This is a genomic window from Massilia hydrophila, from assembly GCF_020208145.1.
In the GTDB taxonomy this organism is placed as follows: domain Bacteria; phylum Pseudomonadota; class Gammaproteobacteria; order Burkholderiales; family Burkholderiaceae_D; genus Telluria; species Telluria hydrophila.
Genome location: NZ_JAHYBX010000001.1, coordinates 1085215 through 1108592 on the forward strand (window position 1 = coordinate 1085215; position 23378 = coordinate 1108592).

Annotated in this window: 27 protein-coding genes; 25 read left to right on the plus strand and 2 right to left on the minus strand. The window is 69.9% G+C overall.

From position 1 onward, the window contains the following. The first annotated feature begins 554 nt into the window (after positions 1-554). The 22 genes from LE190_RS04990 (at position 555) to LE190_RS05095 (ending at position 18672) form a co-directional block, all read left to right on the plus strand. A complete protein-coding gene (locus LE190_RS04990) occupies positions 555-2006 on the plus strand; it encodes a cytochrome ubiquinol oxidase subunit I (protein ID WP_225237644.1) in 1452 nt (483 codons plus the stop codon). 2 nt (positions 2007-2008) lie between these two features. Continuing rightward, positions 2009-3016, plus strand: coding sequence for a cytochrome d ubiquinol oxidase subunit II (gene cydB, locus LE190_RS04995; RefSeq protein WP_225237645.1), 1008 nt, complete (start codon positions 2009-2011; stop codon positions 3014-3016). Positions 3017-3036: 20 nt separating this feature from the next. Beyond that, entirely contained in the window at positions 3037-3144 is a 108-nt protein-coding gene (locus LE190_RS05000) for a DUF2474 family protein (RefSeq protein WP_307734673.1), read from the plus strand. Between the two features lie 132 nt (positions 3145-3276). After that, positions 3277-3981 carry a TorD/DmsD family molecular chaperone gene (locus LE190_RS05005; protein ID WP_225237647.1) on the plus strand — a complete coding sequence of 235 codons (705 nt, stop codon included), beginning with the start codon at positions 3277-3279 and terminating at the stop codon, positions 3979-3981. A 19-nt stretch (positions 3982-4000) separates the two neighbouring features. Further along, on the plus strand, positions 4001-4228 hold the full coding sequence (locus LE190_RS05010; RefSeq protein WP_225237648.1) for a formate dehydrogenase: 228 nt from the start codon (positions 4001-4003) through the stop codon (positions 4226-4228). Positions 4229-4286: 58 nt separating this feature from the next. Then, entirely contained in the window at positions 4287-7106 is a 2820-nt protein-coding gene (locus tag LE190_RS05015; RefSeq protein ID WP_225237649.1) for a formate dehydrogenase subunit alpha, read from the plus strand. Between the two features lie 31 nt (positions 7107-7137). Then, positions 7138-7821, plus strand: a complete 684-nt coding sequence (fdh3B, locus tag LE190_RS05020; RefSeq protein ID WP_224947379.1) for a formate dehydrogenase FDH3 subunit beta — start codon at positions 7138-7140, stop codon at positions 7819-7821. After that, entirely contained in the window at positions 7818-8033 is a 216-nt protein-coding gene (locus LE190_RS05025; RefSeq protein WP_225237650.1) for a hypothetical protein, read from the plus strand. Before fdh3B ends, LE190_RS05025 begins: the two co-directional genes overlap by 4 nt. 10 nt (positions 8034-8043) lie before the next feature. Continuing rightward, positions 8044-9150, plus strand: a complete 1107-nt coding sequence (locus LE190_RS05030; RefSeq protein WP_225237651.1) for a formate dehydrogenase subunit gamma — start codon at positions 8044-8046, stop codon at positions 9148-9150. A gap of 19 nt (positions 9151-9169) precedes the next feature. Further along, positions 9170-9625 carry a hypothetical protein gene (locus LE190_RS05035; protein ID WP_225237652.1) on the plus strand — a complete coding sequence of 152 codons (456 nt, stop codon included), beginning with the start codon at positions 9170-9172 and terminating at the stop codon, positions 9623-9625. Further along, positions 9622-10347: a hypothetical protein gene (locus LE190_RS05040; RefSeq protein WP_225237653.1), complete on the plus strand. Its 726-nt coding sequence runs from the start codon at positions 9622-9624 to the stop codon at positions 10345-10347. Before LE190_RS05035 ends, LE190_RS05040 begins: the two co-directional genes overlap by 4 nt. Further along, complete coding sequence (locus tag LE190_RS05045; protein ID WP_225237654.1) at positions 10344-10790, plus strand: DUF3305 domain-containing protein; 447 nt, start codon at positions 10344-10346, stop codon at positions 10788-10790. The genes LE190_RS05040 and LE190_RS05045 overlap by 4 nt, the downstream gene beginning before the upstream one ends. Next, the gene (locus LE190_RS05050; RefSeq protein WP_225237655.1) at positions 10787-11359 is read left to right on the plus strand and encodes a DUF3306 domain-containing protein; all 573 of its coding nucleotides are present in this window, start codon (positions 10787-10789) and stop codon (positions 11357-11359) included. The genes LE190_RS05045 and LE190_RS05050 overlap by 4 nt, the downstream gene beginning before the upstream one ends. Further along, positions 11356-13023 (plus strand): 4Fe-4S binding protein, encoded by a 1668-nt coding sequence (locus LE190_RS05055; protein WP_225237656.1) that lies wholly within the window; start codon positions 11356-11358, stop codon positions 13021-13023. Before LE190_RS05050 ends, LE190_RS05055 begins: the two co-directional genes overlap by 4 nt. A gap of 12 nt (positions 13024-13035) precedes the next feature. After that, positions 13036-14736, plus strand: coding sequence for an AMP-binding protein (locus LE190_RS05060; RefSeq protein WP_225237657.1), 1701 nt, complete (start codon positions 13036-13038; stop codon positions 14734-14736). A gap of 118 nt (positions 14737-14854) precedes the next feature. Continuing rightward, on the plus strand, positions 14855-15046 hold the full coding sequence (locus LE190_RS05065; RefSeq protein WP_225237658.1) for a hypothetical protein: 192 nt from the start codon (positions 14855-14857) through the stop codon (positions 15044-15046). A 138-nt stretch (positions 15047-15184) separates the two neighbouring features. Then, positions 15185-15631, plus strand: coding sequence for a hypothetical protein (locus LE190_RS05070; protein ID WP_225237659.1), 447 nt, complete (start codon positions 15185-15187; stop codon positions 15629-15631). A gap of 89 nt (positions 15632-15720) precedes the next feature. Beyond that, complete coding sequence (locus LE190_RS05075) at positions 15721-16077, plus strand: nucleotide exchange factor GrpE (protein WP_225237660.1); 357 nt, start codon at positions 15721-15723, stop codon at positions 16075-16077. Continuing rightward, a complete protein-coding gene (locus LE190_RS22005) occupies positions 16070-16987 on the plus strand; it encodes a universal stress protein (protein WP_225237661.1) in 918 nt (305 codons plus the stop codon). Before LE190_RS05075 ends, LE190_RS22005 begins: the two co-directional genes overlap by 8 nt. A 137-nt stretch (positions 16988-17124) precedes the next feature. Next, positions 17125-17754 carry a hypothetical protein gene (locus tag LE190_RS05085; protein ID WP_225237662.1) on the plus strand — a complete coding sequence of 210 codons (630 nt, stop codon included), beginning with the start codon at positions 17125-17127 and terminating at the stop codon, positions 17752-17754. After that, complete coding sequence (locus tag LE190_RS05090; protein WP_225237663.1) at positions 17733-18203, plus strand: GreA/GreB family elongation factor; 471 nt, start codon at positions 17733-17735, stop codon at positions 18201-18203. The genes LE190_RS05085 and LE190_RS05090 overlap by 22 nt, the downstream gene beginning before the upstream one ends. Before the next feature lie 196 nt (positions 18204-18399). Then, positions 18400-18672, plus strand: coding sequence for a hypothetical protein (locus LE190_RS05095; RefSeq protein ID WP_225237664.1), 273 nt, complete (start codon positions 18400-18402; stop codon positions 18670-18672). Between the two features lie 26 nt (positions 18673-18698). Here LE190_RS05095 and LE190_RS05100 read toward each other — a convergent pair whose 3' ends face one another. Both LE190_RS05100 and LE190_RS05105 read right to left on the minus strand, forming a co-directional pair. Beyond that, positions 18699-19310 carry a response regulator transcription factor gene (locus LE190_RS05100; protein WP_225237665.1) on the minus strand — a complete coding sequence of 204 codons (612 nt, stop codon included), beginning with the start codon at positions 19308-19310 and terminating at the stop codon, positions 18699-18701. Position 19311: 1 nt separating this feature from the next. Continuing rightward, complete coding sequence (locus tag LE190_RS05105; RefSeq protein WP_225237666.1) at positions 19312-20895, minus strand: sensor histidine kinase; 1584 nt, start codon at positions 20893-20895, stop codon at positions 19312-19314. A 333-nt stretch (positions 20896-21228) separates the two neighbouring features. On the opposite strand from LE190_RS05105, the gene LE190_RS05110 reads away from it, so the two are divergent. The 3 genes from LE190_RS05110 (at position 21229) to LE190_RS05120 (ending at position 23372) form a co-directional block, all read left to right on the plus strand. Next, complete coding sequence (locus tag LE190_RS05110; RefSeq protein WP_225237667.1) at positions 21229-22110, plus strand: hypothetical protein; 882 nt, start codon at positions 21229-21231, stop codon at positions 22108-22110. Beyond that, positions 22103-22765, plus strand: a complete 663-nt coding sequence (locus LE190_RS05115; protein WP_225237668.1) for an N-acetyltransferase — start codon at positions 22103-22105, stop codon at positions 22763-22765. Before LE190_RS05110 ends, LE190_RS05115 begins: the two co-directional genes overlap by 8 nt. 85 nt (positions 22766-22850) lie before the next feature. Continuing rightward, the gene (locus LE190_RS05120; protein ID WP_225237669.1) at positions 22851-23372 is read left to right on the plus strand and encodes an SET domain-containing protein; all 522 of its coding nucleotides are present in this window, start codon (positions 22851-22853) and stop codon (positions 23370-23372) included. The last annotated feature ends 6 nt before the right edge of the window (positions 23373-23378 follow it).

The window sequence follows — 23378 nt, forward strand, 5'->3', positions numbered from 1 at the left end:
GCCAGCGCGCGTGCCACCACCATGTCGCCAGCCACCTGGCGCAGGAAGCCGAGCGCCGCCGGACTGCCGCTGCGGCGCGCCAGGCCGCCAAGGCCAGTCAGGGCGGCGCGCTTGGCGGCGAACACGGCGTCCCCTGCGAGCGGACTGCCGACCAGGTCGATCAGGGGCTGGACGGCGGCCTCGCCGCCACAGCTTGCCAGCGTGGAGACGATCCGCGCCAGCAACTGCGCGCCGGCGTCCGGCCCGGCCACCTCATTGTGCTCGTTCCTCATGCAAGCTCCCGTATGCGGCAAGGACCAGGTGCGAACCCAGCCTGCGTACCCATCGCTGGCGGCTGGGAGACCGGGCCCACTATAGCCGAATGCTGCCGCGCTTTCCTGGGAGTATTGCCTCTGGTTAAGGTGGATCAGGGCGGCGCATGGCCCGCTGCGGCTCGCCGTGGGCAAGGAAACCCAGCGGCGCAAGCGTGCGCACCCACCGTCCATGCTAGATTCTGCCCACACGACGGCAGCTTTGAACAAGCTGCGAACGAAATCGCAGCAGGAGGAGTCCGCATGTTCGGTTTGTCCGCCCTGGACCTGGCGCGGGTGCAGTTTGCGTTCACGATGTCCTTCCATATCCTGTTTCCGGCCATCACCATCGGGATGGCCAGCTACCTGGCCGTGCTCGAGCTGTGCTGGCTGCGCACGGGGCGCCAGGTGTATGTCGACCTCTACCATTATTGGCTCAAGATCTTCGCCGTCACCTTCGGCATGGGCGTGGTGTCGGGCATCGTGATGGCTTACCAGATCGGCACCAACTGGAGCTACCTGTCCGAATTCGCCGGCAGCATCATGGGGCCGATCCTGTCCTACGAAGTGTTGACCGCCTTCTTCCTGGAAGCGGGCTTCCTGGGCGTGATGCTGTTCGGCTGGACCCGGGTCGGCCCCGGCCTGCACTTCGCGTCCACCTGCGCGGTGGCGCTCGGCACCCTGATCTCGGCCACCTGGATCCTGGCCGCCAACAGCTGGATGCAGACTCCGCAGGGCTATGCCATCGAGGGTGGGCGCATGGTGCCGGCCGACTGGCTGGCGATCGTGTTCAATCCGTCCTTTCCCTACCGCCTGGTGCACATGGTGATCGCTGCCTACCTCACCACGGCCCTGATCGTGGGCGCATCAGGCGCCTGGCAGCTGTTGCGCGGGCGCGACAACCCGGCGGTGCGCAAGATGCTGTCGATGGCCATGTGGCTGATCCTGATCGTGGCCCCGATCCAGGCCGTGGTCGGCGACTTCCACGGCCTGAACACCCTGAAGCACCAGCCGGCCAAGCTGGCGGCGATGGAGGGCCACTGGCAGAACGAAGGCGGGCGCGCCATCCCGCTGCTGCTGTTCGGCGTGCCCGACATGCAGCAGGAACGGACGAAATACGCGTTCGGCATCCCGCACCTGGGCAGTGTGATCCTGACCCATAGCTGGAGCGGACAGATCCCCGGACTCAAAGAGTTTCCGCGTGACCAGCGTCCGAATTCGCTGATCGTGTTCTGGAGCTTCCGCCTGATGGTGGGCCTGGGCCTGTTGATGATCGCGCTGGGGGCCTGGAGCCTGTGGCTGCGGCGCAAGCGCGATGGCGAGGCGCGCCTGTGGCGTGCGCGCCCCTTCCTGCGCTTCGCGCTGTGGATGGGGCCGGCTGGGCTGGTGGCGATCCTGGCCGGCTGGACCACCACCGAGGTGGGGCGCCAGCCCTGGGTGGTGTACGGGGTGCTGCGTACCGCCGACGCCGTGTCACCCCATGGGGCCGGTCCGCTGGCCCTGACCCTGGCCCTGTTCGTGGTGGCTTACCTGTTCGTGTTCGGCACCGGCACCGTGTACGTGCTGCGCATGATCCGCAAGGGGCCGCAGCGCTTCGAGCTGCAGCGTCCGCCCGAGGGCGGGCCCGGCGAGGAACGCACGCCGATGCGGCCGCTGTCCGCGGCCGACGTGGACAACGACGACGACCTGTCCGAGGACGGCAGGGGAGGGCGCTGAGCATGGGCATCGACACCACCGTCATCTGGGCAGTGATCATCTTTTTCGCCGTCTTCATGTACGTGCTGCTGGACGGCTTCGACCTCGGCATCGGCCTGCTGTTCCCCTTCACGCCGAAAAAGCGCGACCGCGACACCATGATGAACACCGTGGCCCCGGTCTGGGACGGCAACGAGACCTGGCTGGTACTGGGCGGGGAAGGCCTGCTGGCCGCCTTTCCGGTGGCCTATTCGATCATCCTGTCCGGACTCTACCTGCCCCTGATCTTCATGCTGGTCGGCCTGGTGTTCCGCGGCGTGGCCTTCGAGTTCCGCTTCAAGGCCAAGGAGCACGAACGGGGGCGCTGGGACGCCGCCTTCATCGGTGGCTCGGTGGTGGCGGCCTTCTTCCAGGGCGTGACGCTGGGCGCCTTCCTGGACGGGATCGCCGTGTCCGGGCGCAGCTATGCCGGCGGGCCGCTCGACTGGATCGCGCCCTTCCCGCTGCTGGCCGGCGCCGGCGTGATGGTCGCCTACACCTTGCTGGGCGCCACCTGGCTGGTGATGAAGACGGAGGGGGAACTGCAGGCGTGCATGGTGCAGGTGGCGCGTCCCTTCGCGCTGATGCTGCTGGCCGCCATCGTCGTCGTCAGCATCTGGACCCCGCTGCGCGACCCGGCGGTGGCCGAGCGCTGGTTCAGCTTCCCGAACATCGTGCTGCTGGCGCCGGTGCCGGTGCTGGTGCTGGTCTTCATTGTCCTGCTGTTGCGCTCGCTCAAGCGGGACCCGCACCGGGTGCCATTCGTGGCGGCCCTGGCCCTGATCTTCCTCGGCTACACCGGCATGGCGATCAGCATCTGGCCGCACATCGTGCCGCCCGCGATCTCGATCTGGGAAGCGGCCTCGCCCCCGAGCAGCCAGGGCTTCGCGCTGGTCGGCACCCTGTTCATCCTGCCCATTATCCTGATGTATACGGGCTGGTCGTACTGGGTGTTCCGGGGCAAGGTCAAGGCCGACGCGGGGTACCACTGATGGCCGGCAGGCGCGAGTGGATGCGCAGGCTGGGGTGGCTGGCCGCCCTGTGGCTGGGCGGCGTGTCGGCGCTGGCGGCGGTGGCCTATGCGTTGCGCATGCTCATGCACGCGCTCGGCATGCGTTAGCGGGACGACGGCGGGACGACGACGGGTCGGCAGGACACCATCCGTTGTCGCGGGCCGGTCAACCGTGCGCGGTCCACCGCATAGGAGGACTACACTGGCCATAACCCTTTGCTAACACAGGAGAGCAGCACCGTGTCCCTTTCCGAGGCGCCCCAGGTCGGCCGTCCTTCCGCTTCAGCCGCGCCCGCCACAGTACCAGTCGTGCTTGCGCTCTCCGGCGAAGACCAGGCGCGCGCGGACCTGTACGCCCTGCTGGCACGCCTATTGCTGGCGGCGCCCGATACGCAGCTGCTGTTCGCGCTGGCGCATGCCGATCCGATCGCGGCCGAAGGTGGCGACCCGGCCCTGGAGCAGGCCTGGGAAGCGCTCACGCTGGCGTCCAGCGTGATGGACCCGGCCGCGGTGGCCGAGGAATTCGACCAGCTCTTCATCAGTGTCGGCACGCCGCCCGTCAATCCCTACGGCTCGCGCTACCTGGCCGGCTACATGAACGACGCCCCGCTGGCCGAGCTGCGCGCCGACCTGGCGCGCTGCGGCCTGCAGCGGGTGCGCGGCGTGGGCGAATTCGAAGACCACCTTGGCGCGCTGTGCGAGATCATGCGCGTGCTGATCGCAGGGGCGCCGGCGCCGCTGGCGATCGCCCGCCAGCCGCTGGCGCGCCAGCAGGCCTTCTTCGACGCCCACATCGCGCCCTGGTACGCGCGCTGCCTGGCCGATATCGCGGCAGCCGAGGGGGCGAACTACTACCGGCTGGTCGCGCGCCTGGCCGGCGCCTTCCTCGCCATCGAGGCCGAAGCCTTCGTGGTCGGGGAGGCACTCGCAGATTCACCCGTTTGAGCACAGAAGAGGTACAGGCATGGAACAGCATCCGCAGGACAAGCAAGACGGTGCGCAGGCCGCGCCCGACCGCGGCCGCCGCGGCTTCCTGAAGGCCGCGCCGCTGGGCGCGCTGGCCGTGGTGGCGGGCAGCGCACAGGCCGCCGACGCGCCGGCCGCGGCGCCACCGGCGGCACCCGGGACCAAGCGCGGCTACCACGAAACCGAGCATATCCGCCGCTACTACGAGACCGCCGCCTACTGGTGATGCGGAAGGCTGAACTGACACATCGGCGCAAGGCATCGCGCGCAATCGGAGAGCCAGCATGTCCCTAGTCAAGTCCGTCCGCGACAGCGGACTCAAACGGCGCCGCTTCCTGGTCGGCGCCGGTGTCGCCGCCGGCGCCGGCGCCCTGGCCCGGCAACTGCCGCTGAACGTGATCGAGCCGGCGCGGGCCGATTCGGCGCCGGACGCCCCGGTACCCACCGAGATCAAGCGTACCGTCTGTACCCATTGCTCGGTGGGCTGCTCGGTGGACGCGGTGGTCGCCAACGGCGTCTGGGTGCGCCAGGAAGCCGCCTTCGATTCGCCCATCAACATGGGTGCGCACTGCGCCAAGGGCGCCTCGGTGCGCGAGCACGCCTTCGGCGAGCACCGCCTGCGCTACCCGATGAAGCTGGTGAACGGCAAGTACCAGCGCATCTCCTGGGACCAGGCCATCAGCGAGATTGGCGACCGGCTGCTCGACCTGCGCCAGAAGGCGGGGCCGGATGCGCTGATGGTGATCGGCAGTTCCAAGCACAGCAACGAGCAGGCCTACCTGCTGCGCAAATGGGTCTCGTTCTGGGGCTCCAACAACTGCGACCACCAGGCGCGCATCTGCCACTCGACCACGGTCGCGGGCGTGGCCCAGACCTTCGGCTACGGGGCGATGACGAATTCCTTCAACGACCTGCACCACAGCAAGGCCGTGATGTTCATCGGTTCCAACCCGGCCGAGGCGCACCCGATTTCGATGCTGCACTTCCTGCACGCCAAGGAGCTGGGTGCGAAGATGATCGTCATCGACCCGCGCTTCACCCGCACCGCGCGCTTTGCCCATCACTACGTGCGGGTGCGGCCGGGCACCGACATTCCGCTGGTGTGGGGCATCCTGTGGCACATCTTCCAGAACGGCTGGGAGGACAAGGAATACATCGCGGCCCGTACCTGGGGCATGGAAGATGTCCGCAAGGAGGTTGCGAAGTGGACCCCGGACAAGGTCTCGGATATCACCGGCGTGCCGGAAGCCTCGGTGCGCATGGCGGCCGAGATGCTGGCCAAGAACAAGCCATCCTCGGTGGTCTGGTGCATGGGCATCACCCAGCACCACGTGGGCACCGCCAACGTGCGCGCCCTGTGCATCCTGCAGCTGGCGCTCGGTAACATCGGTGTTCCCGGCGGCGGCGCCAACATCTACCGCGGGCACGACAACGTGCAGGGCGCGACCGACGTCGGGCCCAACGGCGAATCGCTGCCCGGCTACTACGGCCTGGCCGAGGGTGCCTGGAAGCATTTCGCCAGCGTCTGGGGCGTCGACTACAACTGGATCCTGTCGCGCTTCGGCTCCAAGGAGCTGATGGAAAAGCCCGGCATCACGGTGTCGCGCTGGTTCGACGCGGTGAACGAAGAGAACAAGTACATCGACCAGCCGAGCAACCTGCGCGCGGTCATCTACTGGGGCCACGCGCCGAACAGCCAGACCCGCCTGCCGGACATGAAGGCGGCCATGCAGAAGCTCGACATGCTGGTGGTGATCGACCCCTATCCGAGCATGACGGCGTCGATGCACGGCCGCACCGATGGCGTCTACCTGCTGCCGGCCGCCTCGCAGTTCGAGACCTCGGGCTCGTGCACCGCCTCGAACCGCAGCATCCAATGGCGCGAACGCGTCATCATGCCGCTGTTCGAATGCAAGACCGACCACGAGATCATGTACCTGTTCGCCAAGAAGTTCGGCTTCCACGAGGAACTGTGCAAGAACATCAAGGTCGTGATGAACGAACCGGTGGTCGAGGACATCCTGCGCGAGATCAACCGCTCGTGCTGGACCATCGGCTACACCGGCTGCTCGCCCGAGCGCCTCAAGCTCCACATGGAGAACAAGCACACCTTCAACCCGACCACCATGCGCGCCGACGACGGTCCGTGCAAGGGCGACTACTATGGCCTGCCGTGGCCGTGCTGGGGTACGCCGGAAATGAAACATCCCGGCACCCCGATCCTGTACGACATCAACAAGAGCGTGGGCGAGGGCGGCATGCCTTTCCGCGCCAACTGGGGCGTCGAGCACAACGGCTCCTCACTGCTGGCGGCCGACGGCTCGGCCAACAAGGACAGCCAGCTGGACACCGGCTACCCGGAGTTCGACCACGTGTTCCTGAAGAAGCTCGGCTGGTGGGCCGAACTGACGCCCCAGGAGCAGGCCATGGCCGAGGGCAAGAACTGGAAGACCGACAACTCGGGCGGCATCATCCGGGTCGTCATCGCCCACGGCTGCGCGCCCTATGGCAATGCACGGGCCCGCTGCAACGTGTGGAACTTCCCCGACCCGGTGCCCGTCCACCGCGAGCCGCTGGCCTCGCCGCGGCGCGACCTGGTCGCCAAGTACCCGACCTACGACGACAAGGCCAATTTCTGGCGCCTGCCGACCCTGTACAAGTCGGTGCAGGAAGTCGACTACTCGAAGGATTATCCGCTGATCATGACTTCCGGGCGCCTGGTCGAGTACGAAGGCGGCGGAGAGGAAACCCGTTCCAACCCGTGGCTCGCCGAGCTGCAGCAGAACATGTTCGTGGAGATCAACCCGCGCGACGCGGCCCAGATCCGGGCAAGGATCGGCGACTACGTCTGGGTCGAGACTCCGACCGGGGCGCGCCTGAAGATGATGGCGATGGTCACCGAGCGCGTGCCGATCGGGCTGGTCTGGGCACCCTTCCACTTCGGCGGCTGGTGGATGGGCGAAGACCTGGAGCGCCACTATCCCGAGGGCGGCGCGCCCACCGTGCGCGGCGAGGCCATCAACACGGGCTGGACCTACGGCTACGACGCCGTGACGATGATGCAGGAAACCAAGGTGTCGCTGTGCCGGGTCGTCAAGGCCTAGTGCGCATCACCAACAAGCGGAGGAGGATGGTATGGCCGCAAGGATGAAATTTATTTGCGACACGGAGCGCTGCATCGACTGCAACGGCTGCGTGACCGCATGCAAGAACGAACACGAAACGCCCTGGGGCATCAACCGGCGCCGCGTGGTGACCATCAACGACGGCATTCCCGGCGAGCGCTCGGTATCGGTGGCCTGCATGCACTGCACCGACGCGCCCTGCCTGGCGGTGTGCCCGACCAACTGCATCTACCACACCGAGGACGGCATCGTCCTGCACAGCAAGGACCAGTGCATCGGCTGCGGCTACTGCTACTACGCCTGTCCGTTCGGCGCGCCGCAGTTCCCGGAAACCGGCATGTTCAACCACCGCGGCAAGATGGACAAGTGCACCTTCTGCGCCGGCGGTCCGGAACCGGATACCTCGGAAGCCGAGTTCAAGAAATACGGACGCAACCGCATTGCCGAGGGCAAGCTGCCGGCCTGCGCCGAGCAGTGCGGCACCAAGGCCCTGCTGGGCGGCGAGGCCAACCAGATCGCCGACATCTACCGCCAGCGCGTCGAGACGCGCGGCTACGGTCCCGAGCTGTGGGGCTGGAAGATCGCGTACGGCCGCCCGAAGCGGGGCGGCGAGATCAAGACCAAGGGCGACCTGCCGCGTGTCAACCAGCAAACCGGCGACGTGCAGAACCAGCCGGGGAGGTTCCCGCAATGAAGCGCCTACGCTACGCCGTCCTCGCGCTGCCGCTGCTGCTGGCAGGCTGCCTTGAAGTCGACCAGCATCCCGAATGGCTGCACGGCAAATACGCCGGCAAGGAAGACAGCCGGCATTTCCAGACCCGCTTCCACAACGACCGGCTGGCCTGGTCGGCCGCCGTCCAGAACCGCGGCATGAAGCAGAACGAGTACAACCGGGCCAACCCGTAAGGAGCCGACCATGTCCGCCACTTCCCTGCGCGCGAAGCTCCCCGTCTGGCAGGCGCTGCTGCTGGTCCTGCTGGTCTCCGTGCTGCTGCTCCCGTCCGCCTGGGCCGGCGTACCGAACAAGGATGCCAAGCCCGCCTACGCCGAGGAGCAGACCATGCTCCAGATCGAAGCCGATTCCGTCGTGCCCGAACCCGGCATGGGCAATGCGGCGTCGGGCCGGGTCCATATGGACCGCCACTTCCTGGGACAGTACGGCGCCACCGAGGCGAATGTCATCGTCCAGCGCGGCGGCAACACCTGGCGCCACCTGCGCAACGGCCCGCTGGCGAGCATCGCCGGCTTCATCCTGCTGGTGGTGCCCTTCCTGATCTTCGTGTTCTACCAGATCATCGGCGCGGCCAAGGAAGTGCCGGCGTCCGGGCGGCGCATCAAGCGCTTCACCGCCTGGGAGCGCCATGTGCACTGGGCCACGGCCTATACGTTCATCGCGCTGGCGGTCACCGGCATCATCATCATGTACGGCAAGAATATCATGCTGCCCTGGATGGGACACGACCTGTTTTCCTGGTTCGCCATCATCTCGAAGTACCTGCACAATTTCGTCGGGCCGCTGTTCATCGTGTGTTCGATCCTGATGTTCATTACCTTCGTGCGGCGCAACTTCTTCAACCGGAACGACTGGCAGTGGGTGAAGCAGGGTGGGGGACTGGTGTCGCACAAGCACGTGCCGGCCGGCTTCTTCAATGCTGGCGAGAAGGCCTGGTTCTGGCTCGGCGTGACGCTGCTGGGCATCGTGATGTCGATCTCCGGCCTGATCCTCGACTTCGTCACCTTCGGACAGACCCGCTGGGTGCTGCAGGTGGCGAACTACCTGCATATCGGCGGCGCCGCCCTGTACATCGCCGCGGCCATGGGCCACATCTACATCGGCACCTGGGGCACGCCGGGCGCCTACCAGGCCATGCGCGAGGGAACGGTCGACGAGAACTGGGCCGCCGCCCACCACGCCCTGTGGCATGAAGAGGTCAGGAACGGCACGGCCACCGATCCGGCGCACCGGCCGCATCCCGACAAGGTCCCGGGCCGCTCTTCTCCGCGACCCGGTCCCGCGCACTGAGCGGCCCATGAGGTACACCATGAAAGCAACTACCATCCTGACCCATGGCGCGCTGGCCGTGCTGGCGCTGGCCGCCAGCGGTTGCGACCGTGGCCGCAACCCGAGCGTGGGCGGCATCGAACAGACCAAGTATCCCGGCCAGGTCTCTGCGGGCGGACGCAGCAGCGGCGCCATCATCGCCAGCACCCCCAAACCGGTGACCGACGCGACCTATGCTGGGGGCCAGCCCGGCATCGCGGGCGGCGCGGGCGGCACCACGGGCGGCGCGGCCACTGCCGGCAGCGTGCAGGAAACCGGCCAGGGGCCGACCTCGGGCGTGACCCCGCCTTCGGGCGCCCAGCCAGGCACCCAGACCCAGCCCGGCGACCACGGCCGCACGGCGGCACCCGCCCCGGGCACGGTCGAGGCGCCGCCCGCCACCAATACCGCACCGCAGGGACCGGCGGCGCCAGGCACACTGGGAGCGAAGCAATGAATACGCCATATCACCACCGCTGGCTACGCGTCGCGCTGGCTGGCCTGCTGGCCTGGGGCGGCGCCGCCTCGGCTGCATTGCCGGCGCTGACGCCGGCCCAGCAGCAGGAAGCCGCGGCCAAGAAGGCGGCGGCCGACGCCAAGGCCGCCAAGGACAAGGAAGCGCTCATGGCCACGATGGACGCCCTGAGCAACCGCTGGCGCGCGCAGGCACCCTCGAAGGGTTGGCGCATCAACCCGCCGGTGACGATTGCCGCGGCCCCGGCTGCAACGCCTTCCGCCGCCCCGGGCGCGGCCGTGCCGGCCGGCGCCGCCCCGGGCGTGGCGCCGCCACCAGGCGCAGCCGGTATCGCCGGCCCGGGCACGATTGCGCCGGGCGCCGTCGCCAATCCGCAGGCGCCGGGCAATGCGCCACCGGGCGCGGCCCGCGCTGCCGCGGCCGCCGGCACCGTGCCGCCGGGCGTCACGCCGCCGAACGCGGGCATGCCCGCGGCAGCGCCGGCCAATGCCGCGCCGGGCTCGGCCGCGGCCGCACCCGCCACCGGCGCGGCCCCGCTCAGCCGGCAGGCGCTGAATGCGGCCAACGTCCCGATCAAGAGCGAGAAACTCGGCACCGCGGCGCCCAGCGAGGACGTGAAGAAGGTGCCGACCAGGTCCGTGCCGAAAGGCGTGGGTCCGGCGGTCGAGAAGGAACACAGTCCCAAGACGGCGAACAAGCAATGAAGATGGCAAGCATGCCGATCGCGGTGATCATGCAGCGCCGCACCGTGCAGCACCGCTGGGCCGACGAGGCCTGGGGCGCCGTGGGCGTGGTGCCCGACCGTGGCGACCTGCCGCGCCTGCAGGTGCTCAGCGAGAGCCCGGACCGCGACTACTACCTGGTGTCCGGACTCGAGCTCGAGCTGTACACCGACGAGCACGAGGGCTACTACGAGAACTGCATGTCGCCGGAATCGAAGGTCTTCGTGCTGTGGCGCATGGAGGAGGGCAAGGCGGTCCCGGTGCGCGCCTCGGTCAGCTACGTCGAAGGCACGCGCATGTTCGACTCGGGAGAACAGGCCGACGGCGTGGCCATGCCCGCCGACATCTACGCCTGGCTGGCCGCCTACCTGCGCGAACACTACCAGCCCCGGCCGAGGGGCCGGCGCGGCCACCAGCACGGATGAGCGGAACGACGATGCCCGACGAAGGCTTCCTGCGGCGCTGGGCGCGCCTGAAATCCGGCGGCGGCGAGCAAGAGTCCGCCGCACCCGACCGTGCGCCGAACGCGCCGTCACGCGGGGCCGCAATCGCCCGGCCGCCCGCGGCCGCGGCCGAGGCAGGCACACTCCGGGCGCCCGCCGGCGGCGCCGACACCGCGCAGGAGCAGCGTCCCCTGCCGACCCTGGAAGACGCGGCCTGCCTCACCCCGGAGGCCGACTTTTCCGCCTTCGTGGCCAGGGGCGTCGACAAGTCGGTGCAGCGCCTGGCCCTGAAAAAACTGTTTACCGATCCGCATTTCAACCTGGTCGACGGACTCGACCTCTACATGCACGACTATAACCAGGCGGCGCCGCTCGCACCGGAAGTGCTGGCTTCGCTCAAGCATGCCCCCGACGTGCTGTCGCGGCTGTTCGGCGAACAGGCGGCCGACGGCGGGGCTGCCGCAGCGCAGGCCCAGGCCCCGAACCAGGCAGATGGAGCCTCGCCCGAGGCCGCGCCGGCGCCACCGTCCACACCACAAGGGAACGCATGAACATCCGATTCACCGAGCATCCACCGACCGACCCGCTGCAGGAGGGCCGCGACGCCCAGGCCAGGAGCGCCGCCATCCTGGCCGCCGACGCGTTTCCCCCCTACGAAGCCACGCTCACCGTGGACTACCGCTCGGCCGGCCGCACGCTGGTGGTCGGCTCCGCGGAGCAGGCCCTGCCCTGGGCCGACCGCCTGGCGGCGAGCCTGCCGGTCACCGTGCTGCTGCTCGACCAGCAGGACACGCTGCCGTCCCGGCCGTATCCGGTGCACGTGGCGCGTGCGGTGGCGCTGGCTGGCTGGCTGGGCGCCTTCGAGGCGCGCTGGCAGGCGCCTGGCCAGCCGGCCGGCCAGGGCCGCTACGACCTGGTCCTCGACCTGGCACCAAGCCGCCTGATTCCGAGCCACCAGCGCCCGCATGGCTACTATGCACCCGGCTACGACGATGCGGCCCGGCTGGAAGCGGTCGAGGCCATGCGCGAGATGGTGGGCGAGTTCGAGAAACCGAAGTATTTCGCCTACAAGGAGCGCAGCTGCGCCCATGGGCGCAACGGGCAGAAGGGCTGCAGCGCCTGCATCGAGATCTGCTCGGCTCAGGCCATTGCCGGGGACGGCGACCGGATCAAGGTCAATCCCTACCTGTGCGCCGGCTGCGGTGCCTGCTCCACCGTCTGCCCGACCGGTGCCATCAGCTACGCCTACCCGCCGGCCGCGCTCACCGGCAGGCGCATGCAGGCGGCGCTGCGCGCCTTCCGCGAGGCCGGCGGCGCCGAGCCGGTGTTCCTGCTGCACGATCCCGAGCAGGGCGCGGCCCTGCTGGGACAATTGGGGGAGGCCGTGCCGGGCCGGATCATCCCGCTCGCGCTGCAGCACACGGCATCGACCGGCATCGATGTCTGGCTGGCCGCCGTGGCCTACGGGGCAGCCGGGGTCGCGGTGCTGATGACCGGCCACGAAGCGCCCCAGTACGTGGCCGCGCTCGACCGGCAGCTGGAGATCGCGCAGGCGGTGCTCGACGGTCTCGGCTACCAGGGGCCGCACGTGCAGCTGCTGCGGGTCGGCGCAGCGGAAGAACTGGCGCTGGCGCTGCGTCATGCCCCGCGCGGCCAGGTGCCCGCCGAGCCGGCCGTGTTCCACCTGGCGAACGACAAGCGCAACACGCTCGACTACGCGCTGGCCCACCTCCACCTGCACGCGCCGCGCCGGCCGGACCAGGTGGCGCTGCCGGCCGGCGCGCCCTTCGGGGCGCTCGAGGTCGATCGCAAGGCCTGCAGCCTGTGCATGTCCTGCGTCGGCGCCTGCCCGGCGAGCGCGCTGCAGGACGGGCAGGGCGCACCGCTGCTGCGCTTCATCGAGCAGAACTGCGTGCAGTGCGGCCTGTGCGCCAGCACCTGCCCCGAAGACGCGATCACGCTGGTACCGCGCCTGTCCTTCCAGGAGACGCGCAAGGGGGCGGTGGTGCTCAACGAATCGCAGCCCTTCCACTGCATCCGGTGCGACAAGCCGTTCGGCACGCTGCAGATGGTCGAGAACATGCTCGGCCGGCTGGCGGCGCACCCGGCCTTCAGCGGCCACCTCGACCGTTTGCGCATGTGTGGCGACTGCCGCGTGATCGACATGATGGAGCCGGCCGGCGAGATGCGCGTGACCGCCCTGAAGCGGGACTGACCAGGAGACACCATGACGCCAACCCAGCGCTTCCTGCAGGCGCGCGACTTCCTGCTGCAGCACCGCCTCGACTACGAGACCGCCTATTGCGACTACCGCGCACCTCAGCTCGACCGCTTCAACTGGGCGCTCGACTATTTTGACCAGATGGCAAAGGACAACGGGGCGCCCGCGCTCTGGGTGGTCGAGGAGGACGGCAGCGAGCACAAGGTTTCCTTCGCCGACATGGCGGCGCGCTCCAGCCAGGTGGCGGAGTACCTGCGCCTGTGCGGCGTGAACCGGGGCGACCGAGTGCTGCTGATGCTGCCGAACCGGGTCGAGCTGTGGGAGACCATGCTGGCCGGGATCAAGCTCGGCGCGGTGCTGGTGCCGACCACGATGCTGGTCTCCCGCGCCGACCTGCAGGACCGCCTCGAGCGCGGCCAGGTCAGGCATGTCGTGGCCCTGGCCTCGGAAGCGCACAAGTTCGAGGGCATGGCGGGCAGTTTCACCCGTATCGCGGTCGGCTGCCAGGGTGCGGCCTCGAAGCCGGAAGGCTGGCGCGACTTCGAGGACAGCCGCGGCGTGCTGTCGGTGTTCAGTCCGCAGGGTGACACCCGCGCCACCGATCCGCTGCTGCTGTACTTTACCTCCGGCACCACGGCCAAGCCCAAGCTGGTGCTGCACAGCCACCAGAGCTATCCAGTGGGCCACCTGTCGACGATGTACTGGATCGGCCTGCAGCCGGGAGACGTGCACTGGAACATCTCCTCGCCGGGCTGGGCCAAGCACGCGTGGAGCTGCTTCTTCGCGCCCTGGAACGCGGGCGCCACCATCTTCGTCTACAACTACGAGCGCTTTTCCAGCAGGGCCGCGCTGGACACCATCGTGCGCTGCGGCGTCACCTCGCTGTGCGCGCCGCCCACCGTGTGGCGCATGATGATCAAGGAAGACCTGTCGGCCTGGCGCCCGCCGCTGCGCGAACTGGTGGGTGCGGGCGAACCGCTCAATCCGGAAGTGATCGAGCAGGTGGAGCAGGCCTGGGGCATCCGCATCCGCGACGGCTTCGGCCAGTCGGAGAGCACCTGCCAGATCGGAAACCCGCCCGGCCAGCCGGTCAAGCCCGGTTCGATGGGCCGGCCGCTGCCGGGCTACCGGGTGCAACTGCTCGACATCGACGACCAGCCGGCCGAGGAAGGCGAGATCGCGCTCGCGCTCGATCCGGCCCCGCTCGGCCTCATGCTGTGCTACGAGGGCGACGAGGAAAAGACCGCCGCCGTCATGCGCGCCGGCCACTACCACACGGGCGATACCGCCACCGTGGATGGCGATGGCTACTACTTCTACGTCGGGCGCAACGACGACGTGTTCAAGTCGTCCGACTACCGGATCAGCCCGTTCGAACTGGAAAGCGTGCTGATCGAGCACGAGGACGTGCTGGAAGCGGCCATCGTACCGAGTCCGGACCCGCTGCGGCTGTCGGTGCCGAAGGCCTTCATCACGCTGCGCCAGGGCGTCGCGCCTTCGCGCGAGCTGGCCGGTGCGCTGTTCGCCTTCGCGCGCGAGCGCCTCGCGCCCTACAAGCGCATCCGGCGCATCGAGTTCCGCGAGCTGCCCAAGACGATCTCGGGCAAGATCCGGCGCGTCGAACTGCGCCGGGAAGAAGCCGGACGCGCCGCCGCGGACGGCCAGGGGCAGGGCGTGGAATACCGCGAGGAAGAGTTCCCAGCCTGAACGGTTCTCCCATGCGGCGGCGCGCCCGGTGCCCGGTGACCGGCGTGGGCTCGGTTGACGAAAAAAACAGGTGGTATATACTGGTCCGGTATCCAATCCGATGAGTTCCGAACCGAACATGCGCAGCATCCTCCATCACGGCATCCGTTGTACCTCCAGCGTGCGAACCCCGCGCGCTGGTGCCGCTGGTGCCGCCCGCGCTGCCCGGGTCGCGGACCATTTCCGCCACCATCCGCTGTTGCTTGGGCTGAGCGTCTTCCACGCCCGTCTCGCGCAGCGTTCGACGCGCGATCTCGCCTGCCTCTCCTGAGCTCGGCGAGAGCCTCCGGGCTCTCCCGAGCGTCCACCACAAGCATCGTCTGAAGCGCTGCGCACCTGCCGAAGCAGGTGCCGCGGCACGCCATTCGTTCCTGTTGGCCAGCCCGCATCGGGCTGGGAAAGGCAAACCATGTGTACCCAAACCTACCTCAGCCAGCGCGACCTGGCTGTCCTGACACGTCTCATACGGGCGCGCTCGTCCGATCCCGAACGGATCGAGGCCGCCGTGCGCCGCCTCGCGAGCCTGACCGCGCTTTCGCGCGCGCTTCCCGGCGGCGACGCCGGCGGCGGCGGGAGGCGCCGCGTCGCGCTCGGGTCGAGCGTGCGCTACCGCATCGCTTCCTGCGGCACCGGCGTCCATCCACGCCTGCCGGGAGGCGCCGACATCGATTCGATCGTGATCGCCTGCCCCCAGGATGCGCAGGCCATGGTGCCGCGCGTCCCGGTGCTGGCCCCGCTTGCGCTGGGCCTGCTTGGCCACGCCGAGGGCTGCATGGTCGACATCGAGCTCGCGCTCGGACGCAGCCTGCGCCTTGAAATCGTCGAGGTGCAGCCGGCGCCACACCTGCCGTGCTGATGTCCCGCCCGATGCCGGTGCGCGGCTGGAGCGCGGCGTCGGGCCTCCCCGTCACCAGTCACCTGTCACCAACGCAAGAAGGAGAAGCCATGAGCGATCAAGAGCACAAGCCGGCGCCCGGGCCGCAGCCCGGCCCCGTGGAACGCATCGCCGCCGCAGGGCGGCGTAGCGCGGCCCTGCGGCGCCAGCTGGACGACGCGCTGGATGACCTGGCGCACGCGCGCCGGCGCGCCGCGGTCGAACTCGCGCACGCGCGCCGCTACGGCCACGCCGACCTGGCGCGCGAGCTGCTGCCGCTGCGCGACGCCATCGAGGCCGCGGCCACCGTGCCGACGCGCGATGCCGCGGCCCTGCGCGAAGGACTGGAGCTGGCCTGCCGGCAGCTGGTCGCGGCGCTCGCGCGCTACGCCCCGGACAAGGCCGTCCAGGGAGGGCGCCGTGCGTAGCATCGACCGGATCCTGCTGGCCATTCATGGCACCCATCCCGGACGGGTCGAAACGCGGGCCGCGCTGCTCGGGCCCGCGCTGGGCATCGATGCCTTCGACGTGCTGGCCCTGCGCTGGGCCGGCACCGGGGTGCGTCCCGCCACCGCCTACAGCCACGTCCAGGTCGACGGCGGCAGGCTCAGGGCGCTGGTCGACGGCGAGGCGAGGGAGCTCGGCGCCTTCGCCGCCCCCGGGGAGCTGGACAAGGTGTGGACGGTCCGGCGCGGCCGCCCGGCCGACGTGATCGCCGGCACCGCCGACAGCATCGGGGCCGACCTGACCCTGATGGCGGGCAGCGGCCGGCCGCACCTGCCGCTATGGGCGCGGCCCTCGCGCGACGCCGACGTGGTACGCCTGTGCCGGGGGGCCGTGCTGCTGGTGCATGGCGAACCGCGCCACGATTACCGCAGCGTGGTGGTGGCCACCGACTTCTCGCGCGCCTCGCTGGCGGCGGCGCGCACGGCCGCGCTGCTCGCGCCCGACGCGCGCTTTGTCTTCGTGCATGCCTTCCAGCAGCCGGAAACAGCCATGATGCACGACCTCGAAGTGCCGGCGCGCGTCATCCGTTCCTACCGCGAGCAGGGCTGGGAAGCCGCGCGCAGGAAACTCGACGAGTTCGTCGCGCTGTTCCTGCGCGATGTGCCTCCCGGCCGGCGCGAAGTGCATGCCGGACGTGCGGCCGACGTCATCCGTGACTGCGTGCGGCGCCAGCAGGCCGACCTGCTGGTGCTGGGACGCGGCGCCTGCCATCCGGGCGCGCGGCTGTCCAGCAGCAATGTGATGCAAAAACTGATGGACGAGGGAGCGTGCGACCTGCTCGTGGGGCCTGACCGGCAGGGCGACGGCAGCGACCGGCGCCTGGCAGCCTGAAGAACGCAACAAGCAAGCATCGATCAAGGAGGAATGATGTGGTCACCAAAACCTGCTCGCTGCCAATGGAGACTGGCGCGCTCCTGCCTGGCGGCGAAATGCTCGTGCTCCACTGGCAAGCGCATCCTTGCTGGCCAGTGAGGCACAACGCCGAGCGCGCGCTCGGGGCGCTCAGGGTGTCCGACGGCGGGGCGCGCCCCGTGCTGCTGGTGCGTAGCAGCCTGCCGCGGCCCTATCGTGGCGGCCATGCGCTGTTCCCGACGGACCTCTCGCGCTCTTCGCTGGACAACCTGCGGCGCGCCATGGGCATGCTGCCCCCGATGCGCTTCACGCTCCTGCACGGCTGCCGCGTCAGCGGAGAAGGCAGCATGCGCGCCGCGGGCGTCGGCGACGCCGCGCTCGATGCCTGCCGCCGCCGCAGCGAAGCGGCCGCGCGCGCGGCCGGCCAGCGCTTCGCCGCGCAGCTGGAAGAGGGCGAGGTCCGCCCGATGCTCGCGCTGCAGCGCCAGCCGTGGCACGCGGTGGTGGCCGGGCATGCCGCCATGGCGCGGCCGGACGTGCTGGTGCTGTCCCAGGCCGCGAGCGGCCCATGGGCGGCGTGGCGCTGGCGGGCGCACGTGCGTGCGCTGCTGGCCCGCACCGGGTGCGACCTGCTGTTGCTGCCGTGCGTGCGCGGCCCGAACCCCGGCCTGCGGCCGGTTTCCTTACTGTCGGCCAGCCCTGCGCTGGCTGGGAAAGGCATCGTATGTGGTCCCAGCAGTACCTGAGCCAGCACGACCTGGCCATCCTCCATCGCTTCGCGCGCGAGCACGGCATCGGCGCCGACGCGCGCGACTTCTCCGGCCGCAGGCTCGCAAGCCTGCTCGCGACGGCATTGCCGCTGCCCGAGACCGACACGGCGCCGCGCCGCGTCGCGCTGGGCGCGACGGTCCATTACCTGGCGGCTGGCGCGCGTGACCCCAGCTCGATCCTGGTCGCCTGCCCGTACGACGCGAACGTCCTGCTGGCGCGGGTGACCATCCTGTCGCCGCTGGCACTGGGGCTGCTCGGGCATGCCGAAGGATGCAGCGTCGCGATCGAGCTGCCGCACGGGCATGCGATGCAGGTCGACATCGTCGGCGTGGAAGAGCCGGCACGCACGGCGCCTGCGCCGGCGCTGGCCTCGCTGGCCCCGCTGCTTCCCGATGCCGGCCACGCGCCACAGTGGACGGCATGATGCCCCTTACTTCCACCGTCATCTACCGGTCAGGCCGGACGCGAGGCCACGCCGGCCTCGCGCTGGCTCGGGCTTGCGCCGGCGCCGGCTGTCTACGCGCTGCGCTGCAGGTTCCGAGCTTGCTGGCGACCACGATCCGCGGCCCGGAGGCCGCGGCATGACGATGCCCCGCCAGGGGCGAACTGGAGGAATATCGATGTCAATGTATCGACCGGGATTGTTTGGCCGGGATGCGGCGCTGCGCGCCAAGCAGCGCATGGAGCAGAGGGTGGAGCGGCGCAGCAAGCGGCGCCTTGCGAAACACCTGTTGGAGCGCAGGGCGCAATGGCGGCGCAACGTACTCAAGGCCATGGCCGCCACGCTGGCGGCGCTGTTGGCCGGACAGCTGATGTTCGGCGAGGTCGCCGTGGCGGCCCAGCCTGGCGGCACGCCGCCCGTGCCGTACGGGGAGGCGCAACGCGTCGTCTGAGCGTCGGGTGAGCGTGCGTGGCCCGGTCACCCGATCGGGTTCTGCAGGTGCTGGCGCACCAGCTCCGCGATCGAGTCCACCTGCAGTTTTTCCATGACCCGCGACTTGTGCACTTCCACGGTGCGCACGCTGATCCCGAGTTCGCCGGCGATCTCGCGGTTGTGCCGGCCGGTCACGACCAGTTCCATCACCTCGCGCTCGCGCGGGGTGAGGCTGGCGTGGCGTTTCAGGTAGTCCGGCGAGGCCCGTCCCTCGCCCTGGCGCGCCGCCGCGCGTGCCAGGGCTTCCTCGATCGCCGCCACCAGCGGCCCTTCCTGCAGCGGCTTTTCAAGGAAATCGACGGCTTGCGAGCGGAACGCCGCGCGCGCCGAATGCACGTCGCCGTGCCCGGTGATGATCAGGACCGGCAGGCGGCTGCCCAGCTCGCGCAGCTTCTTCTGCAGGCTCAAGCCATCCATGCCGGGCATCCGGATGTCGAGCAGCAGGCAACCGCTGGCCTCGCTCGTCCAGGCCCGCAGGAAGGAGTCGGCGTCGGAAAAGAAGGCGGTCCGGTAGCCGTGCAGGCTCAGCAGCAGGCCGAGCGCATCGCGCACGGCCGCATCGTCGTCGACGATGTACACGGTGTCGGGGCGATCCATGTCAGGTGGTCCTTTCGCCGGCCCCACTGTGGGCCGGCAGGGTGATTTTCAGGATGGCGTGGCGCCCAGGCTCGACGCTGAGTGCGCCGCCGTGGGTCTCGATGATGGCGCGGCTGATCGCCAGTCCCAGACCCAGGCCGCTCGACTTCAGCGAGATGAAGGGCTCGAACAGGCGCGCCCGGATCTTGTCGGCGATGCCCGGGCCGTTGTCGGCGATCCGGATCCACACCGACTCCGCTTCCACCCCGGCCTCCACCGCGATCCGGCGCTCGATCCCGGCCGGCATCGAGGCCACCGCATGGATCGCGTTCGACAGCAGGTTGCGCAGCACGATCTCGAGCTGCACCCGGTCGCCCAGCACGCAGGCGTCGGGCAGCGGACCCGTCTCCAGGTGCACGCCTTCGCGCGCCGCCTGGTCCGCGAACGAGGCCAGCATGTCGCCCACCAGTGCCGGCAGGGCCACCGGCGCGAGGGCGGTGGTCCCGGTACGGAAGAACTCGCGCAGGCGCTTGAGCACTTCCGAGGCGCGCTGCGATTCCGCGACCATGGCGCGGATGGTCTTCTGCAGCAGTTCCTCGCTGTCGCCGCGCGCCAACAGGCGCTCGCAGGCGCTGCCATACATCGACAGGGCCGTCAGCGGCTGGTTCAGTTCGTGCGCGACCGCGCCCGCCATCTCGCCGGCCGCCGCCAGCCGCAGCGAATGGCGTAGTTCGTGGCTGGCGCGGCGCGCGACGTCCACCGCGATGCCGATCAGGAAGCCGGACAGCGTCAGGGTCAGCACCAGCATCTGCACGTCCGGCATCTGCGCGGCGTAGGCGATCGGGCGCAGCGAGGCCACGGTGACGCCGATCTCCAGCACCAGGGCGGACGTGACCGCACCCGCCATGCCCTGGCGCGCGGCCGACCAGGCCAGCGGCAGGATCAGGAGGTAATAGACCAGCGATTCCGGCGCCGGACGCTGCAGCGCCACCGCCAGCACGGCGGCCATCAGCGCGATGTAGGCGGCGGTCTCCCGGCGCAGGATCCGGCCGAGATAGGCCGCGCGCAGCTCCCCGTCGAGCAGGAACTGGCAGATCGGCACCACCACTAGCATGCCGGCGGTCTCGGCGATCGCATAGCGCGCGACCACGTCCAGCCATCCGCGCGTGGCGAACGCCTCCGGCCCGTGCAGCACGGTGGCATAGGCGACGGCGCCGCCCAGGCTGCCCATGGTGGCGAACACCGCCCACAGCAGCAGGCCCTGGTGGCTGGCATGGAAGGCGCTGCCGGGCAGGTGGCGGCGCATCGCCGTGCCGACCGCCAGGTAAATGGCCGGGGGCAGCAATCCGATCAGCAGCGAGAATGCCGGACGCTCCGGCAGGGCGGGCGTGATCGCGGCCGCCAGCAGGGCGGCGAGGAGCACGGGCAGGGCAGCCTGGCGTGCGCAACGCAGGACCAGGAACAGCGCCAGGCCCGCCGCGGGATGCCAGACCGGGGCGATGGTCTGGTGGCGCGCCTCGGGACCGCTGGTCGCGTCGAGAACGACGTAGGCAAGGCAGAAAGCGCCGCCGAGCCAGGCGGCACGGATGGCACGGAGATCGAACATGTCGGATTCCTCGGATGCGCGCCGGCTGGGGCACGCTGGGCTTGGGGCTTCCCCTGTGCGGGCTGCCGAGGTGGTGGCCACCGGCGCCTCATTATACGGGAGGGACCGGAGGGCCGTCGATGCGCGGCGGGCCCACGGGCCCGCGCCGGGGTTCGACGCTGCCAGCCATGTCACCAACAACGCGACGACGGCCTGCACCGCGTGGCGCCGTCCCGATAAGGGTTTCCCTTACGCCCGTGGACGAATAGGCAGCCGCGCCGATCTGGCCGATACTGCCGCCGGCCGCGATCCGGCAAGGCGCCGCGGCCGATTTGCATGCACGACGAGAATCACATGGACCTGAACAAACAATTCATCAAGACGAAGCGCCCCTGTGCGCAGGGCTTCCGCTGGTTCCTGCAGCACCATGCGCAGGGCAGCGACTACCAGCCCCTGCTCGACGCCCTGGTCGCCGCCGGCCGGGTGGACGACGCCTGCTGGCTGCTGGCGCAGTTCGGCCCGACCTCGGCGGTGATGACGGTCGACGCGATCGAGGCCGAGGCCCTGGTGTTCGCCGGCTCGCTCGAGGTGAAGGGCAATATCGAGATCGATACCGTGCTCAGGACCGGCGGCGCCATCCGCGCCGGCGGCGGCATCCGGGCCGGCGTGTCGATCGAGGGCGGCGACGACATCCGGGCCGGCGGCGGCATCCAGTGCGCCGGCAAGCTCGCGGCCGCGGGCAAGGTCGATGCCGGCTGGGGCATCCATGTGCTGGGCGACATGCGTGTCGGCGGCAACCTGCGCGCCGGCTGGGACATCGCCTGTGGCGGCGCGCTCTCGCTGGACGGCGACTGCAGCGCGGGGCACGAGATCGTGCTGGGCGGTCCGGCGCGCTGCGAACAGGGCATGCGGGCGGGCGGCGCGATCACCGGCCAGGGGCCGATCCGTGCCGGGCGCGGCATCGAGTCGGGCGGCGCCATCGAAAGCGGCGGACACCTGGAAGCTGCCTGGGGCATCAAGGCCAACGGCGCCGTGCTGGCCGCGGGCGCGATCCGGGCCGGCGAGAGCCTGCAGGCCGCCGACGAGATCCGCGCCGGCGACGGCTACGGGGTGTTCGCCGGACTCGCGGTCCAGCAGGACCGCTGGGAATGCAGCGCGCAGGTGCTGGCGCGTGCGCGCCCGCGCCAGCTGCTGAGCGGTCATTGGGTACCGCGCTGCGGAGCCGACGATGGCTGACACGATCCTGGCGCCCGGATTCGGCTGGGGCTGGCGCCGCCCGGCGGAGCTCAGGATCGACGTGGTGCACCGCCCCGACGACCTGGGGCGCGAACTCGACGAGCTGTACCGCCGCATGCAGCGTCCCGGCCACCGGCTGCACGCGCTGGCCACGGTGCCGGTGGCGCCGGGCGAATATCCGGGCCTGGTGTTTCGCCACCGGGAAGCGGACGGCGAACACTATGTCTATGTGGAGGACGTCCAGCTGCGGCGCCTGGCCGGCTACACGGTGTTCAACCGCCTGGTGGAGCTGGACCGGCGCGCCGACCGCCACCTGCGCGCGCCGCATTCCAAGTATGGGCCGGCCTACCAGCGCCGCGGCCTCGCGAGCGCGGTCTACCGCTGGTGGCTGGAGGGCGGCAACTGCCTGATCAGCGGCGCGCGCCAGTCGGCCGGCGCCCATGCGCTCTGGCGCTCGCTCGCGCACCGGCGCGAACTGCTCTACGTGGCGCTGCGCGACAAGAAGCTGCGCCAGCAGGCGCCATGTGCCGCGCAATCGCTGGGCGACGATTTCCATGGCCGGATGGTCCTGCTCGGCGACGGCTGGAGCACCGAGCGCCTGGTGTCCAGCGCCGGGATGCTGCCTTGCGAGGGCGGGCGCCCGGTCCCGGCCTGAACTTGCCGCCGCGCTTCAAAATGTGCGGCAGCGCGCGGGCGATTGGCGCCATAATACGTGCTCGACATGCCCACCCAAGGACCCGATGAGCACCAGAGCACGTAACGCCGCCGCCAAGGCCTACGAAGTCAGGAAGTCTCCCATCCACGGCAATGGCGTGTTCGCGCTCTGGCCGATCGCCGCCGGCGAGCGCATCATCGAATACCGGGGCGAGCGCATCAGCTGGGACGAGGCGACCGCGCGCGCGGCGCAGGCCGGCGGACCGGTCAACCACACCTTCTACTTCACGCTGGCGGATGGCCGCGTGATCGACGGCGGCAGCCGCGGCAACGCGGCGCGCTGGATCAACCATGCCTGCTCGCCCAACTGCGAAGCCTTCGAGGACGAGGGCCGGGTCTACATCCACGCGATGCGCGACATCGAGCCAGGCGAGGAGTTGAACTACAATTACGCGTTGATCTATGACGAGCGCCACACGCCGGCGCTCAAGAAGCTGTTCGCCTGCCGCTGCGGCACGCCGGGATGTACCGGCACCATGCTGGCGCCGAAGAAGCGCAGCACGAGGCGCAGCGGGAAACGCCAGCACGACGATGCCGCCACCGCCTGAAGGAGT

Coding starts and splice junctions, on each gene's coding strand:
- LE190_RS05120 (WP_225237669.1), top strand. CDS start 22,851: ATGAGCACCAGAGCACGTAACGCCGCCGCCAAGGCCTACGAAGTCAGG.
- LE190_RS05095 (WP_225237664.1), top strand. CDS start 18,400: ATGTCAATGTATCGACCGGGATTGTTTGGCCGGGATGCGGCGCTGCGC.
- cydB (WP_225237645.1), top strand. CDS start 2,009: ATGGGCATCGACACCACCGTCATCTGGGCAGTGATCATCTTTTTCGCC.
- LE190_RS05070 (WP_225237659.1), top strand. CDS start 15,185: ATGTGTACCCAAACCTACCTCAGCCAGCGCGACCTGGCTGTCCTGACA.
- LE190_RS05045 (WP_225237654.1), top strand. CDS start 10,344: ATGAAGATGGCAAGCATGCCGATCGCGGTGATCATGCAGCGCCGCACC.
- LE190_RS05025 (WP_225237650.1), top strand. CDS start 7,818: ATGAAGCGCCTACGCTACGCCGTCCTCGCGCTGCCGCTGCTGCTGGCA.
- LE190_RS05030 (WP_225237651.1), top strand. CDS start 8,044: ATGTCCGCCACTTCCCTGCGCGCGAAGCTCCCCGTCTGGCAGGCGCTG.
- LE190_RS05055 (WP_225237656.1), top strand. CDS start 11,356: ATGAACATCCGATTCACCGAGCATCCACCGACCGACCCGCTGCAGGAG.
- LE190_RS05050 (WP_225237655.1), top strand. CDS start 10,787: ATGAGCGGAACGACGATGCCCGACGAAGGCTTCCTGCGGCGCTGGGCG.
- LE190_RS05100 (WP_225237665.1), bottom strand. CDS start 19,310: ATGGATCGCCCCGACACCGTGTACATCGTCGACGACGATGCGGCCGTG.
- LE190_RS05115 (WP_225237668.1), top strand. CDS start 22,103: ATGGCTGACACGATCCTGGCGCCCGGATTCGGCTGGGGCTGGCGCCGC.
- fdh3B (WP_224947379.1), top strand. CDS start 7,138: ATGGCCGCAAGGATGAAATTTATTTGCGACACGGAGCGCTGCATCGAC.
- LE190_RS05075 (WP_225237660.1), top strand. CDS start 15,721: ATGAGCGATCAAGAGCACAAGCCGGCGCCCGGGCCGCAGCCCGGCCCC.
- LE190_RS05090 (WP_225237663.1), top strand. CDS start 17,733: ATGTGGTCCCAGCAGTACCTGAGCCAGCACGACCTGGCCATCCTCCAT.
- LE190_RS05110 (WP_225237667.1), top strand. CDS start 21,229: ATGGACCTGAACAAACAATTCATCAAGACGAAGCGCCCCTGTGCGCAG.
- LE190_RS05065 (WP_225237658.1), top strand. CDS start 14,855: ATGCGCAGCATCCTCCATCACGGCATCCGTTGTACCTCCAGCGTGCGA.
- LE190_RS05060 (WP_225237657.1), top strand. CDS start 13,036: ATGACGCCAACCCAGCGCTTCCTGCAGGCGCGCGACTTCCTGCTGCAG.
- LE190_RS05015 (WP_225237649.1), top strand. CDS start 4,287: ATGTCCCTAGTCAAGTCCGTCCGCGACAGCGGACTCAAACGGCGCCGC.
- LE190_RS05010 (WP_225237648.1), top strand. CDS start 4,001: ATGGAACAGCATCCGCAGGACAAGCAAGACGGTGCGCAGGCCGCGCCC.
- LE190_RS05035 (WP_225237652.1), top strand. CDS start 9,170: ATGAAAGCAACTACCATCCTGACCCATGGCGCGCTGGCCGTGCTGGCG.
- LE190_RS05000 (WP_307734673.1), top strand. CDS start 3,037: ATGCGCAGGCTGGGGTGGCTGGCCGCCCTGTGGCTGGGCGGCGTGTCG.
- LE190_RS05105 (WP_225237666.1), bottom strand. CDS start 20,895: ATGTTCGATCTCCGTGCCATCCGTGCCGCCTGGCTCGGCGGCGCTTTC.
- LE190_RS04990 (WP_225237644.1), top strand. CDS start 555: ATGTTCGGTTTGTCCGCCCTGGACCTGGCGCGGGTGCAGTTTGCGTTC.
- LE190_RS05040 (WP_225237653.1), top strand. CDS start 9,622: ATGAATACGCCATATCACCACCGCTGGCTACGCGTCGCGCTGGCTGGC.